6 protein-coding genes are annotated in these 15,119 nt (G+C 68.8%); 5 read left to right on the top strand and 1 reads right to left on the bottom strand.

What is annotated here, in order from left to right; translation table 11 throughout:
- Window positions 1-48 precede the first annotated feature (48 nt).
- Both rlmB and glgX read left to right on the top strand, forming a co-directional pair.
- Complete coding sequence (rlmB, locus tag IE157_RS11430; RefSeq protein WP_064846762.1) at window positions 49-1,017, top strand: 23S rRNA (guanosine(2251)-2'-O)-methyltransferase RlmB; 969 nt, start codon at window positions 49-51, stop codon at window positions 1,015-1,017.
- On the top strand, window positions 1,004-3,148 hold the full coding sequence (gene glgX / locus IE157_RS11425; RefSeq protein WP_193520035.1) for a glycogen debranching protein GlgX: 2,145 nt from the start codon (window positions 1,004-1,006) through the stop codon (window positions 3,146-3,148). The genes rlmB and glgX overlap by 14 nt, the downstream gene beginning before the upstream one ends.
- A 17-nt stretch (window positions 3,149-3,165) precedes the next feature.
- On the opposite strand, the gene glgP is transcribed toward glgX, so the two are convergent.
- Window positions 3,166-5,796: an alpha-glucan family phosphorylase gene (glgP, locus tag IE157_RS11420; RefSeq protein WP_064846764.1), complete on the bottom strand. Its 2,631-nt coding sequence runs from the start codon at window positions 5,794-5,796 to the stop codon at window positions 3,166-3,168.
- 133 nt (window positions 5,797-5,929) lie between these two features.
- Here glgP and IE157_RS11415 point away from each other — a divergent pair, with 133 nt between their 5' ends.
- The 3 genes from IE157_RS11415 (at window position 5,930) to glgB (ending at window position 14,660) form a co-directional block, all read left to right on the top strand.
- Window positions 5,930-8,443 carry an alpha-1,4-glucan--maltose-1-phosphate maltosyltransferase gene (locus IE157_RS11415; RefSeq protein ID WP_404820642.1) on the top strand — a complete coding sequence of 838 codons (2,514 nt, stop codon included), beginning with the start codon at window positions 5,930-5,932 and terminating at the stop codon, window positions 8,441-8,443.
- Between the two features lie 115 nt (window positions 8,444-8,558).
- A complete protein-coding gene (treS, locus tag IE157_RS11410; protein WP_064846765.1) occupies window positions 8,559-10,328 on the top strand; it encodes a maltose alpha-D-glucosyltransferase in 1,770 nt (589 codons plus the stop codon).
- Window positions 10,329-10,391: 63 nt separating this feature from the next.
- Window positions 10,392-14,660 (top strand): 1,4-alpha-glucan branching protein GlgB, encoded by a 4,269-nt coding sequence (gene glgB / locus IE157_RS11405; RefSeq protein WP_193520034.1) that lies wholly within the window; start codon window positions 10,392-10,394, stop codon window positions 14,658-14,660.
- Window positions 14,661-15,119 lie beyond the last annotated feature (459 nt).

Genomic DNA, 15,119 nt, shown 5'->3' with positions numbered 1-15,119 from the left:
CGGGGCGGCCCGCGGGCCGTGACCCGTGACAGACACGGAGTACTGACCATGGCCCAGAAGAACCGACCCGGAGCCACGCGCAAGAAGAAGGGTCCGGTCGTGGGTAGCGGCGGCCAGCGCCGCAAGGGCCTGGAGGGCCGCGGCCCCACGCCCAAGGCCGAGGACCGCGTCTACCACAAGGCGTACAAGGCCAAGCAGGCGGTCGCGCGCAAGCAGCAGAACCTGCACCGGCGTCCGTCCCGCACGGGGGCCGGGCCCATCAAGGAGGACCTCGTCACGGGGCGCAACGCCGTGCTGGAGGCCCTGCGCGCCGGGGTGCCCGCCAAGACGTTGTTCGTGGCCACCAAGATCGAGATGGACGACCGCGTCAAGGACATCCTGCAGTTGTGCGCCGAGGCCCAGGTGCCTACGCTCGAGGCCTCGCGCGGCGAGCTGGACCGGCTCTCAGCGGACGCGATTCATCAGGGTGTGGTGCTGCAGGTCCCGCCGTACGACTACCAGGACGCGGACGAGCTCGCGGCCTCCCTCATGGCCGACCGGGGCGAGGATTCCCGCCCGCCCCTGCTCATCGCGGCGGACGGGATCACCGATCCCCGCAACCTGGGTGCGATCATCCGCAGCGTCTCCGCGTTCGCCGGGGACGGGGTCATCCTGCCCGAGCGCCGCTCCGCCGGGGTCACGGCCACGGCGTGGAAGACGAGTTCGGGTGCTGCGGCGCGCGTCCCCGTGGCCAAGGCCACGAACCTCACGCGCACGCTCGAGAACTGCAAGAAGCAGGGCTACTTCGTGGTCGGCCTCGACGGCGGCGGGGACGTGGACCTGCCGCAGCTCGAGTTGGCCACCGAGCCCCTCGTGGTGGTCGTGGGTTCCGAGGGCAAGGGCCTGTCCCGCCTGGTGACGGAGCACTGCGACGCGATCGTGTCGATCCCCATCGAATCCGCGATGGAGTCCCTCAACGCGTCCATGGCGGTGGGGATCACGCTGTACGAGATCGCGCGCCGGCGTGCAAGCGCGTAGTTATCCGCTGGGCGTCCACCCCTCCCCGTCCGGGGACGGGACCGCCAACGTCGCGGTGTACGCCCCAGGCCTGACCGAGGTGGACCTCATGTTCCGGCGCCCCGGTGAATCGTGGCAGCGGTTGCGGCTCGCGGGGGAGAACCACGGGATCCATTACGCGACCGTCTCGCGCCCACGCCATGTGCCGGAGGTGGAACTCACCCCGGACGAGCTCGCACGGGACGTGTGTCCCGCGATGCCCGAGGGAACCGAGTACGGATTCGTGAGTGCCCGGCCCGAGGGCAGTCCCGTGCCGGATCCGGCGTACGAACCGGTCCTGCTGGACCCCTACGGGCGGGGACTGACGCGTGTGGCGCCACCGAGCGGCGTCGTCAATCCCGGCGCGGACGCCTACGGCGGGGAGTACGTTTCCGTGGTGGTCGCCCAGGACCACGAGTGGCGCGACCACGACCGTCCCCGGCCGGCGTGGCGCGAGACCGTGATCTACGAGGCCCATGTGAAGGGCCTCACCATGCTGCACCCGGGGATCCCTCACGAGCTGCGCGGCACCTACGCGGGACTCGCGCACCCCGTGATGCTCGAGTACCTGCGCAGCCTGGGGATCACCGCGGTGGAGCTGTTGCCCGTGCACGCCCACCTGGACGAGGCCCACCTGACCGCGAACGGGCTCACCAACTACTGGGGGTACAACACCCTCGCGTTCTTTGCACCCCATGCGGGGTACGCGACCAAGGCCGCCCAGGAGGCCGGGCCCACCGCGGTGCTCAACGAGTTCAAGGCCGCCGTGGACGCCTTGCACGGCGCGGGGCTGCAGGTGTTCCTGGACGTCGTGTACAACCACACCGCAGAAGGCGGACCCACACAGCGCCCGTACTGCTGGCGCGGGCTCGGGGACCGGGAGTACTACCGCCACGACGAGCACGGCAACTACGTGGACGTGACCGGGTGCGGCAATTCCATGGATTTCGGCAACCCCCAGGTCGTGCGCATGGCTCTGGACTCCCTGCGCTACTGGGTCACGCAGTGCCACGTGGACGGCTTCCGCTTCGACCTGGCCCCCGAACTGGGCCGCGACGAGCACCACCACTTCACGCGCAACCACCCGTTCTTCGTGGCGATCGCCGCGGATCCGGTGCTGCAGGGCGTGCGGATGATCTCCGAACCGTGGGACGTGGGCGCCGGTGGCTGGCAGACCGGGCGCTTCCCCACCGGCTGGGCGGACTGGAACGACCACTACCGGGACACCGTGCGGGACTTCTGGCTCTCGGGTCAGCGCACCATGCGTCGCGGGGGCGGTGGGGGCACCGCCGGTCGGCTCGCCGGGGCGATCTCCGGGTCCGCGGACCTGTTCGCCCCGCACGGGCGCACCACGCTGGCCTCGGTCAACTTCATCACCGCGCACGACGGGTTCACGCTCTACGACCTCACGGCGTACGACGCCAAGCACAACGAGGCCAACCGCGAGAACAACGCGGACGGCACCAACGACAACCACTCGTGGAACCACGACCACGAGGGCTTCTCCCCGGACGTGCGCGTGCGGGCCGCCCGCGCGGCCACCGCGCGCAACATGATGGCCACCCTGTTGTTCTCGCAGGGCATCCCCATGATCACCGCGGGGGACGAGCTGTTGCGCTCCCAGGAGGGCAACAACAACGCGTACTGCCAGGACAACCGGCTCTCGTGGGTGGACTGGCGACTCGCACCCCTGGATCGGTCCATGCTACGCACGACCCAGCGGCTCATCCGGATCCGCCGGGCCTTCCTGGCGAGCCAACCCCGGGACTTCCCCACGCGCCCCCGGGACGTGGTGCTCAATTGGTACGCGAGTTCCGGGGAGCCCATGAGCGACGATCTGTGGCAGACGGACGGGGTCCGTGCGCTGCAGATCGTGATCGGCGCGCGCGGGGGTGACCTCGCGGGACTGTTCGTGCTCAACGGCACCGCATCGCCCGTGGCCGCGGTGTTGCCGCGCTTCGAGAACCTGGCCGGCTCGGACGTGGAGGGGGCCTCGTACCGGCTCGTGCTCGCCACGGACCCTCAGCTCGACGAACTGACCGGCAACCGATGGCGTGCCGGGGAGGAGCTCACGGTCCCGGCACAGAGCATCGCGATGTTCGCGATCGCGTGAACCGGGCGGGCCGGACGTCAGTCCCCAGCGTTGCGCACGAGAGCGAGTTCGGCCGGTGAGGCCAACTCGTCGTGGCGCGGCAACACCCTCACGGTGTACCCGAACGGGCCGGAGCGGTCGATCGTGATGGGCCCGGAGAACGTCATGCGTCCCCCACCCAGCTCGATCACGTCCTCGAGCGTGGCGTAGGACCGTTCGTGGATGTGATCGGTTTCCGAGACGCGCCCGTAGCTGACCTGCACGGTCACGTCCTCGGGGGTCAGCTCGCCCAGATCTACGTACGCGTTGACCGTGAGCTCGTCACCGATCTGCGGTTCCTGGCGCACACCGTGTGCGTCCACGTGCTCGATCCGCAGCTGCGGCCACGCGGTACGCACGCGCTCGACCCAGTGGGCCGTGCCGCGGGCCAGGGCGCCGTCGTCCGTGGTCACGCGCCGGCCGGCGACGCACGCGGGGACGTACAGCTCGTTGACGTAGTCGGTGAGCATCCGCCGGGCGGAGACCTTGGGCCCGAGGGTCGCGAGTGTGTGGCGCACCATGGCGAGCCACTGGTGCGGCACGGTGCTCGCTCGCGACGGCGCGGTGTCGGGTCCGGCCGCGGTCGTGGCGTCCTCGGAACCGTCACCGTAGAACCGCGGTGCCACGTGGCTCTCGATGAGTTCGTACAGCGCGGCGGCCTCGATGTCATCGCGCTCGTCCGTGCCGGCCTTGTTGTCCGCGGTGGGGATGGCCCAGCCGTTCTGCCCGTCGTACATCTCGTCCCACCACCCGTCCAGGACGGAGAGGTTGAGCCCGCCGTTGATCGCGGCCTTCATCCCGGATGTCCCGCACGCCTCGAGCGGACGCAGCGGGTTGTTGAGCCACACGTCGCACCCCGGGAACAGGACACGCGCCATGGCGATGTCGTAGTTGGGCAGGAACACGATCCGGTGACGCACCTGCGGATCATCCGTGAACCGTACGAGGTCCTGGATCATCCGCTTGCCCATCTCGTCCGCGGGGTGGGACTTGCCCGCGACCACCAACTGCACGGGGCGGCGGGGGTCCAATAGGATCCGCTTGAGCCGTTCCGGGTTGCGCAGCATGAGCGTGAGCCGCTTGTACGTGGGGACGCGGCGTGCGAAACCGATGGTCAGCACGTCCGGGTCCAACACGGACTCCGTCCAGCCCAGTTCCGCGTCCGCGGCACCGCGGCGCTTCCACGAGGCCCGTAGACGCTCGCGGACGTCGTGCACGAGGCGTTCCCGCAGGGCGCGGCGGGTGGCCCAGAGCTCGGCGTCGGACACGTTGTAGATCCTGCGCCAACGAGCGGCCGGGTTGGTGTCGTTCTCCTCCGGGTCCACGGCCATGCGCCACACGGCGGGGTCGATCCAGGAGGGGACGTGCACGCCGTTGGTCACCGAGGTGATCGGGACCTCCTCGGTGTCGAAGCCCTCCCACAGCCCGTGGAACATGGACCGGGACACGGCACCGTGGAGCTCGGCCACGCCGTTGGCACGCTGGGCGAGCCGCAGCCCCATGACCGCCATGTTGAATTTGCTCGGGTCACCGCCCGGCATGGTCTCCGCACCCAGCTCAAGCACGCGCTCGGAGGGGACATCCGGGGCGAGCCCCGCGGCGAGGACGTGGGCGATCTGATCGCGTTCGAAGCGGTCGATGCCGGCCGGGACCGGGGTGTGGGTCGTGAACACGGTCGCGGCGCGCACCGCGGTGAGTGCTTCCTCCCACATCATGGCCTGGGCGTCGGCCCCGGGGTTCATGAGTTCCTGGATCCGCTCGACGCCCAGGAAACCCGCGTGGCCCTCGTTGCAGTGGTAGACCTCCGGCGTGGGCGCACCCGTGATCCTGCTGTGCGCGCGCAGCGCCCGGATCCCTCCCATGCCCAGCAAGAGTTCCTGGTACAACCGGTGGTCGCTGCCGCCGCCATACAACCGGTCGGTGACGTTGCGTGCGGCGTCGTCGTTCTCGCTGATGTTGGAGTCCAGCAGCAGCAGCGGCACGCGGCCCACGTCCGCCCGCCAAATCTGCGCGGACAGCGTGCGGCCCTCGGGCAGCGGTAGGACCACGCGCGCGGGCGTACCGTCCGCTTCGCGCAGCAAGGTAAGAGGGAGTTCGTCCGGGTCCAGCACCGGGTAGGTCTCCTGCTGCCAGCCGTCCCGGGACAGCGACTGCTTGAAGTACCCGGCCTGGTACAGCAATCCCACGCCCACCACGGGCACGCCCATGTCGGACGCGGTCTTCAAGTGGTCCCCGGCGAGGATCCCGAGTCCGCCCGAGTACTGCGGAAGCGCGGACGTGATGCCGTACTCGGCGCTGAAGTACGCCACGGCCGCCGGGGCGTCCTCGCCCTGCGTGCGCTGGTACCACTGGGGTTCGGTGAGATAGGTGTCCAGATCGGCGTCGAGGTCGCGGATGCGCGCCACGAGCTCGGGGTCCGCGGCGATCTGCTGGATCTCCTCGCGCGTGAGCGAGCCCAGGAGCTTGACGGGGTCCCCGTGGACCGCGTCCCACGCGTGCGGGTTGAGTTCGGCGAAGAGGTCCTCGGTGGGCTGATGCCACGTCCATCGGAGGTTCTTGGCCAATCGTGAGAGTGCGGCGATCGACTCGGGTAGGACGGTGCGGACGGTGAACCTGTGGATGGCCTTCACGGTCCCGAGCCTAGCGGCTGTGGCCTCGCCGCTCCACGGGGTCCGACGTGTGACGCGAGTGCGTCGCCGTCGCGGTTTGGGGACCACGGCCACGGCCTTATGAATCGGGGCGTTTGTCGCTAACGTTGGTCTCGTGTCGCAGCAGAACTCACAGCCCCAGGGCCGCCGTCCGTCCTCAGATCCCGTGCCGGATCCCCACGCGGGCGATGCCCACCCGGACGTCGGGTCCCGCTTGACCCCGCCGGTCCCGGCCACGGGCGTTCCCGACGTCGCCCCCTCGGTACGCCGAGCGGAGGCCCACGACGATGCCGCTCGCGTCCCGTCCGCGCCGGAGGCAACCGAAGCGGCGTCTTCCGCCGGTGCCGGGCAGCCGGACGCCCACGCACATGCGGAACCGGGTGCGGCCGAGGAGGTCGCCGCGGTCGTAACACCTACCGAGGACACCGAATCCGAGGCGCAGCCCGCATCCGACCAACAGTCCGCACCCGGAGCGCAGCGCGAGCCCGACACGCAGTACGAGCCCGACACTCAGTCCGCACCTGATCCGCACGCCGAAGCCGCGGCGCAGGCCCCGGCCGAGCAAGACTCCGATTCCGGGGACGACGAGCACCTGGCGGACTTCCCGTCGGACGATCTCGTGTACGGGCGGATCCCCGTGACGGACGTGAGCCCCGTGATCGAGGGTGGGCGTTTCCCCGCCACGGCCGTTCCCGGTGAGGACATCCGGGTGAGCGCGACCGTGTTCCGCGAGGGTCATGACTCCCTCGGTGTGACCGCGGTGTTGTACGACCCGCAGGGCCGTGAGACCCAGCGCCGACCCATGACGCTCGTGGCCCCCGGGACGGACCGCTACGAGGCGTGGCTGCGTCCCGAGCACGAGGGCCCCTGGAGTTTCGCGGTGGAGGGCTGGTCGGATCTCTACGACACGTGGCACCACGCCGCGCAGATCAAGTTGGGGGTCGGCCAGGACGTCGAGCTCATGTTCCAGGAAGCGGCCCTGCTCTTCGACGCCGCCTCCAAGGAGTCCGATCGCGCGACCGAGGAGGCCCGGGTCTTCGAGGACGCCGCCGAGGCGATGGCGGACACCGACCGCACGCCGGAACAGCGGTGGGAGATCGCCACGTCCCCGCAGCTCCTGGACTACGTTCGTGAGCGGCCGCTGCGTGATCTGCTCAGCTCGTCCCCGCGCTACCCGCTCGGCGTCGAGCGCGAGGCCGCGGGTCGTGGTGCGTGGTACGAGTTCTTCCCGCGCTCCGAGGGCGCCACGTACGACCCCGAGACGGGCGAGTGGACCTCGGGGACGTTCCGCACGGCCACCGCGGCCCTGGACCGGGCCGCGGCCATGGGCTTCGACGTCGCGTACCTCCCGCCCATCCACCCGATCGGGCGCAACCACCGCAAGGGGCCGAACAACACCCTCACGGCCGGACCCCAGGACCCGGGTTCCCCGTGGGCCATCGGTGGGCCGGAGGGAGGTCACGACACGATCCACCCGGACCTCGGGAGCTTCGAGGACTTCGACGCGTTCGTCGCGCACGCCCGTGATCTCGGTCTCGAGGTCGCGCTGGACCTCGCGCTGCAGGCGTCCCCGGATCACCCGTGGGTCGCCGAGCACCCGCAGTGGTTCACGACCCGCGCGGACGGCAGCATCGCCTACGCCGAGAACCCGCCCAAGAAGTACCAGGACATCTACCCCCTGAACTTCGACAACGACCCCGAGGGCCTCGCCGCCGAGATACTGCGGGTCGTGGAGCTGTGGATCGGTCACGGCGTGGACATCTTCCGCGTGGACAACCCGCACACCAAGCCCCTGTGGTTTTGGGAGTGGCTGATCGCCAGGGTGCGCAAGAACCACCCGGACACGGTGTTCCTCGCGGAGGCGTTCACGCGTCCGGCCATGATGCAGGGGCTGGCCAAGGCCGGGTTCCAGCAGTCCTACTCGTACTTCACGTGGCGCAACACCAAGGAGGAGATCGAGGAGTACCTCCAGGAGATCTCCCACGAGACCTCCGGGTTCTACCGGCCCAACTTCTTCGTGAACACGCCGGACATCCTCACCGAGTACCTGCAGTTCGGTGGCCCGGCCGCGTTCAAGGTGCGCGCGGCCCTGGCGGCCACCGCGTCCCCGCTGTGGGGCGTGTACGCCGGCTTCGAGTTGTTCGAGCACGTCGCTCGTCCCGGGGCGGAGGAGTACATGGACAACGAGAAGTTCCAGTTGCGCCCGCGCGACTTCGACGCCGCCGTGGAACGCGGCGAGTCGCTCGCGCCGTACATCACGCGCCTGAACCGGATCCGCAAGGACCATCCCGCACTCGGGGACCTTCAGAACCTCACGCTGCAGAATTCCACGGACGACGCCATCGTGGCCTACAGCAAGACCAAGACCGTGGAACGGGACGGCGAGCAGGTCTGGGACACCGTGATCGTGGTGCTCAACACGGACCCGCACAGCGCGCGGGAGGCCACGGTGTGGCTGGACCTCGACTCCCTGGACCTGCGGGGCCAGGACTTCAACGAGGACGGCTCTTTCTGGGTAGACGACCTGATCTCCGGTGCGAGCTGGAAGTGGGGCACCCACAACTACGTGCGCCTGGATCCGTACGTGGAACCCGCGCACGTGCTCAGCGTCCGCCGCGGGGTCAAGTGAGCGAGCGCCGTCGCGATGCGCCCCGACCGCTGAGCGCGGCGCACCACGGCGGCCGGCACCCCGCACCCGTCATGACCGACACGCACGTTTCTCCGAGAGGGCAGTCCAGCCGACCATGAGCACCACTCCTTTCCAACTCAACGCTCCCGGGCTCGCGCACGACCCGGACTGGTTCCGCAAGGCCGTGTTCTACGAGGTGCTCGTGCGAGCCTTCTCGGACGCCAACGGTGACGGCTCCGGCGACTTCTCGGGTTTGATCGACAAACTCGACTACCTGCAGTGGCTCGGGATCGATTGCTTGTGGCTGCCCCCGTTCTACGAATCCCCGCTGCGGGACGGCGGCTACGACATCTCCGACTACTACTCCGTGCTGGACGAGTTCGGCACCGTGAGCGACTTCAAGCGATTGGTCGCAGAGGCCCACGCGCGGGGTCTGCGGGTCATCACCGACCTGCCGCTGAACCACACCTCGGACCAGCACCCGTGGTTCCAGGCCTCGCGGGAGGACCCGGAGGGGCCGTACGGCGAGTTCTACGTCTGGTCGGACACGGACGAGAAGTACCAGGACGCGCGGATCATCTTCGTGGACACCGAGGTCTCCAACTGGACCTTCGACCCCGTGCGGCGGCAGTTCTTCTGGCACCGGTTCTTCTCCCACCAGCCGGACCTGAACTTCGAGAACCCCAAGGTCGTCGAGGCCGTGTTCGACGTCGTGAAGTTCTGGCTGGACATGGGCATCGACGGCTTCCGCGCGGACGCCATCCCCTACCTCATCGAGGAGGAGGGGACCAACTGCGAGAACCTGCCCGGGACCCACGACTTCCTCGTGCGGCTGCGCGAGATGGTGGACCGCGAGTACCCCGGCCGCGTGATCATCGCGGAGGCCAACCAGATGCCGCACGAGGTCGTGGAGTACTTCGGCACGGAGCAGGCGCCCGAGTGCCACATGTGCTTCCACTTCCCGATCATGCCGCGGATCTACTACTCGTTGCGCGATCAGAAGGCCGCGCCCATCGTCTCCACCATGGAGCACACGCCGCAGATCCCGCGGGGCACGCAGTGGGGCACGTTCCTGCGCAACCACGACGAGTTGACGCTCGAGATGGTCACGAGCGAGGAACGCCAGGCCATGCTCGGGTGGTACGCCCCGGATTCGCGCATGCGCGCGAACATCGGTATCCGACGCCGCTTGGCGCCCCTGCTCGACAACTCCCGCGCGGAGCTCGAACTCGCGCACGCGCTGTTGTTGTCCCTGCCCGGGTCGCCGTTCCTGTACTACGGGGACGAGATCGGCATGGGGGACAACATCTGGCTCGACGACCGCGACGCGTCCCGCACACCCATGCAGTGGACCCCCGACCGCAACGCCGGCTTCTCCACCGCGGATCCGGGCAAGCTCTACCTCCCGGTCGTGCAGTCGCTCGTCTACAACTACACGCAGACGAACGTGGAGACGCAGCTCGCGTCGTCCTCCTCCCTGCTGCACTGGATCCGGCAGATGCTCATGGTGCGCAAGGCGCACCCGGCGTTCGGTCTGGGGGACTACGTCAACGTGAGCACGGACCACGAATCCGTCCTGGCGTTCCTGCGCCGCTTGAGCCCGCAGGACGCGGACGACGGCGTGGGGGAGACCCTGCTGTGCGTGTTCAACCTTTCCCACGTCCCCGCGAGCTGCAGCGTGCACCTGGCCGAGTACGCGGGCCGGGGCACCCGGGAACTGTTCGGCGGTGAGCCGTTCGGCTCCTTCTCGGAACAGGGCGACTACCGCATCACGCTCGGTTCGCAGGACTTCTTCTGGCTCCGGTTGCGCACGACCCCCGGCACGGACGGTTCCCACCCCGAGACGGTGGCCATGCCCATCATCAAGCCCGCGCGCAACGAGTGAGCGCGCGCGGGTACGGCCCGCGCGCGAAGCAGTGATTGTCCAGACGAAAGCGGGGGAACCTCCATGACGGATCAGCAATTTCTCGACAGGTTGCGCGACTGGTTGCCGCGGCAGCGGTGGTTCCCGTTCACGGCCACCCCGGACCAGTTGCGCTTGAGCGTCGTGGGCCGCGCGACCCTGGATTCCGGCACCGGATCGCATCGCGGCACGGAACGCATCATGTTCCTGGTCCAGGTCACGGTGGGCGAGCGCAGCGAATTGCTCAACGTACCGGTCGTGCGCAGCACCGAAGCCCTGCCCGAGCTCGAGCGCTTCACGATCGGCAGCTATTGCTCCGGCGGCCCGGACCGTCCCCTGCCCGAACAGCTGATCGCGGGTGCGGAGGCCTCGGCCTCGTTCCTGCGCCGCGCCATCTCGCACGCGGGTTCCTTCCGCGAACGACGCCGCTCGGAGCGCTCGCGGACCGCCCAACCCATTACCTCGGAGGACTCCCCGGAGGCCGGTCAGACCGCCGGCGCCCAGGAGAAGGCCGGCGCGTCCGGTCGTAGTGAGGCCCGCGCCGATGCACAGGGCAGCGAGAGCACCACCGCGGACGAGACGGCCAGGTTCCACCTCTACGACGCCGTGGGGGACCCAGGTTTCATGGACCGGGTGCTGCGGATCATGGATGCGCAGCTGACCGAGGGCGGGGTGCTGCGCCACGGGATGGGCCTGCACGGCCGCTACACCGGGGCCATGAACACGGATTATCGGATTGGCTCCGCGGATCAGGTGCGGGTGATCTCCTCAGAGCAGTCCAACACGTCCGTGATCCTCACCCCGCAGGACGCGGAGGACTCGGATTCCGCGCTGGGCGGCGACGCGGTGATCGTGAAGTTCTTCCGCGTGGTGGGGGAGGGGCGCAACCCGGACGTGGAGGTGGGCGTCAAACTCACGTCGCACGGTTCCACCGCGGTCCCGGCCACGGCTGGATGGCTCGATGCCCAGTGGCGCCAGGGTCTGGTCACCACGTCCGGTCAGCTCGCCGTGGCCGCCCAGTTCCTGGCCGATTCGCGGGACGCGTGGGCCATGGCCCTGGACGCGGCGAGCCATGCCCGGGACTTCTCCGAGCTCGCGGCCGAGCTGGGTGCCACGACCGCGCGCGTCCACGCCGACCTCCTCGGCGTTTTCGACCCCGTCACCGCGGACGACGATGCTCGGCGCCGGTTCCTGGACGACCTCGCCTCGCGGATCCGCTGGGCGTGGGAGTCCTGCGGGGACTACTTCGATTCCTACCGGGCCGAGGTCGAGGACCTGCTCGAGCAGCTGTCCCGGATCCGGGAGATCCCCGCCCTGCAACGGATCCACGGTGATTACCACCTGGGCCAGGTGCTGCACAACGACGCCCAGGGGTTCCGGATCCTGGACTTCGAGGGTGAGCCCCTACGACCCATTAAGGAGCGTGTCCGCCCGGACGTGGCCCTGCGCGACGTCGTCGGCATGCTGCGCTCGTTCGACTATGCGGGCGCCATGGCCGCGCGCGAGCGGGACGAGGACATGAACGCCTGGACCGACGCGGTCTCGGACGCGTTCCTCGAGGGGTACGCCCGCACGAGCGGTTCTGGCGTGGACCGGGATTCGGTGCTCTTCCGCGCCCTGTGGCTTGACAAGGGCCTGTACGAAGTGGTCTACGAGCAGCGCAACCGCCCGGGCTGGGTCGCGGTCCCGGCCGGTGCCGTGGTGCGTTCGCTTGAACGCGCACGCTCCCGTAACGTGAGGCGTGAAACACACGAGAGCCACACACCTGCATCCAGAACCGAGGATTTCGTGACCCCTGAACACCCCGAGAACACCGGCCCCGCGGCGTCGTCGACTCCTACGGGCCCCGAATCCACGCCGACCCCGGCCTCCGAGTCCGCGCAGCACGCCGACGGCCGGGCGCCGTCGGCGGAACCGCGCAACGCGCGGGGCGCTGCGTCGGAGGCGACCGGGACGAACGACGCGTCGGCTCGGACCACCGACGGTAATGACGTGACGGCTCCGGCGGAGACCGCGGGCGGGAACCACGCGTCGACTCGGGCCGGGACTTCCCAGCAGAGCGTCGCAGCGGCGTCGGAACGGGAGCACCCCGCGGGCGGGCCCGTGCCCGTGAGCGCGGACGTGCTCGCAGCGGTGGCCGAGGGGCGCTACCACGATCCCCACGCGGTGCTCGGGGCGCACTTCAACCCGGACGGTTCGGTGACCATCCGGACCCTGCGACGCTTCGCGACGCACGTCTCGGTGCGCACGCTCAACGGGACGTTCCCCCTCGAGCACGAGTGGGGTGGGATCTTCACCGGCGTGGTCCCCGCGCACAACGAGGGCAAGATCCCCGACTACCGCGTCCTGGTGACCTATGCGGGCAAGGAGCCCGCCGAGGTCGACGACCCCTACCGCTTCGCGCCCACCCTGGGCGAGCTGGACCTGCACCTGATCGGCGAGGGCCGGCACGAGACCCTGTGGACCGTGCTCGGTGCTCACGTGCACCACTACCCGTCCTCCATGGGGGACGTCTCCGGCGTGAGCTTCGCGGTGTGGGCCCCCAATGCCCGGGCCGTGCGCGTGATTGGTGACTTCAACGGGTGGGACGGTTCCGAGCATGCCATGCGCTCGCTGGGTTCCAGCGGTGTGTGGGAAGTGTTCGTGCCCGGCATGGGCTCCGGAGACACCTACAAGTTCCGGATCCAGGCGGCGGACGGCTCGTGGCGGGACAAGGCGGACCCCATGGCCTTCGGCACCGAGATCCCGCCGTCCACCGCGTCGCGCGTGTTCGAGTCCTCCTACGAGTTCCAGGACGACGCGTGGATGCAGGCCCGCGCGGCCAAGGATCCCCACAACGCACCCATGAGCGTGTACGAGATGCACATCGGCTCGTGGCGCATGGGTCTCGGCTACGTGGATCTCGCCCGCGAGCTCGTCGAGTACCTCACGTGGCAGGGCTTCACCCACGTGGAGTTCATGCCCGTCGCGGAGCACCCCTTCGGTGGTTCGTGGGGTTACCAGGTCACCGGCTACTACGCGCCGTCGTCGCGCTTCGGTTCCCCGGACGAGTTCCGCTACCTCGTGGACCAGCTGCACCAGGCCGGCATCGGTGTGCTCGTGGACTGGGTCCCCGGCCACTTCCCCAAGGACGAGTGGGCGCTCGCCAAGTTCGACGGGCAACCGCTCTACGAGCACCCGGACCCCCGCCGCGGCGAGCACAAGGACTGGGGCACGCTAATCTTCGATTACGGCCGCCGGGAGGTGCGCAACTTCCTCGTGGCCAACGCGAACTACTGGCTCGAGGAGTTCCACGTGGACGGGCTGCGCGTGGACGCCGTGGCCTCCATGCTCTACCTGGACTACTCGCGCAACGACGGCGAGTGGGAGCCCAACCAGTACGGTGGACGCGAGAACCTCGAGGCCATCGCGTTCCTGCAGGAGGCCAACGCCACCGCGTACCGGCGCAATCCCGGGATCGTCATGGTTGCGGAGGAGTCCACGTCCTTCCCAGGGGTCACCAAACCCACGAGCGCCGGCGGTCTCGGCTTCGGGATCAAGTGGAACATGGGGTGGATGCACGACAGTCTCGAGTACATGGCCGAGGATCCCGTAAACCGGCACTACCACCACAACAAGGCCACGTTCTCCATGGTCTACGCCTACTCGGAGAACTTCGTCCTCCCCATCTCCCACGACGAGGTCGTGTACGGCAAGGGCTCCCTGCTGCGCAAGATGCCGGGTGACCGGTGGCAGCAGCTCGCCAACGTGCGCGCGTACCTCGCATACATGTGGGCCCACCCGGGTAAGCAGCTGATCTTCATGGGCACCGAGTACGCCCAGGAGTCCGAGTGGTCCCAGGAGCACGGCCTGGACTGGTGGCTCTCCGAGACCCCACCGCACCACGGCGTGCAGGAGCTGGTGAAGAGCCTCAACGAGATCTACCGCGAGACCCCGGCCCTGTACGCACGAGACAATGACCCGTCCGGTTTCGAGTGGATCGACGCCAACGACGCCAAGCGCAACACGCTGTCCTTTACCCGATGGGACGACCAGGGCAACCCGCTCGTGTGCGTGGCCAACTTCGCGGGCAACACCCACGAGCGCTTCCGGTTGGGTCTGCCGTGGGCGGGTGAGTGGGACGAGGTGCTCAACACGGACTCTGACATCTTCGGTGGTTCCGGCGTGGGCAACCTGGGCCGGGTCACCGCGGCCGAGGGTGCATACAACGGGAAGCCGGCGTCCGCCGAGGTCACCGTCCCGCCGCTCGCGGTGTTGTTCCTGAAGCCGGCCAAGGGTGTGGGCACCAGCCCGATGGCGCGCGACCGGGACTGATCAGGTCACGCATCATTGAATGCAGAACCCGCGGGAGCACGTGCTCCCGCGGGTTCTCCGTCTCCGGAGGGTTCGCCACCTCCGGAGGGTTCGCCGTCTCCGGAGGGTTCGCCGTCTCAGGTTTGCCGTCTCCGGTGGGGGCGTGTAATGTCTTCCGAGTTGCCACGGCAGCGGCCGCGAAGGCCGAACGGGGCAACGAAACGGAGTTGATCCCACCACTGACGAGCCGCGTACAACGGCGAGAAGGTGTGCTAGGATGATTCCCCGCAAGCCGCTGAAGAGCGGTGACAGCAGGAAGCAATCGAGAGTTCATTTCGAGTTGCAGCCCGGGTCACCCGCAGCTAAGCTTGCAGATCGCAACCGACCGTTGTGGCCCTGGTGAGGGGTCTGGTGGTGTGGTTTGTTGTTTGTCAACTCAATAGTGTGTCTAGTTTGTTGATACCAAAGTTTTTTTGTTTT

This window comes from Kocuria marina, assembly GCA_014652975.1.
In the GTDB taxonomy this organism is placed as follows: Bacteria; Actinomycetota; Actinomycetes; order Actinomycetales; family Micrococcaceae; genus Kocuria; species Kocuria marina.
The sequence above is the reverse complement of the archived record's forward strand: the minus strand, read 5'-3'. Positions and strand labels throughout refer to the sequence as shown.

Excerpts from the sequence above, each read along its gene's own strand:
- rlmB (WP_064846762.1), top strand. The coding sequence starts at position 49 with ATGGCCCAGAAGAACCGACCCGGAGCCACGCGCAAGAAGAAGGGTCCG.
- treS (WP_064846765.1), top strand. The coding sequence starts at position 8,559 with ATGAGCACCACTCCTTTCCAACTCAACGCTCCCGGGCTCGCGCACGAC.
- glgB (WP_193520034.1), top strand. The coding sequence starts at position 10,392 with ATGACGGATCAGCAATTTCTCGACAGGTTGCGCGACTGGTTGCCGCGG.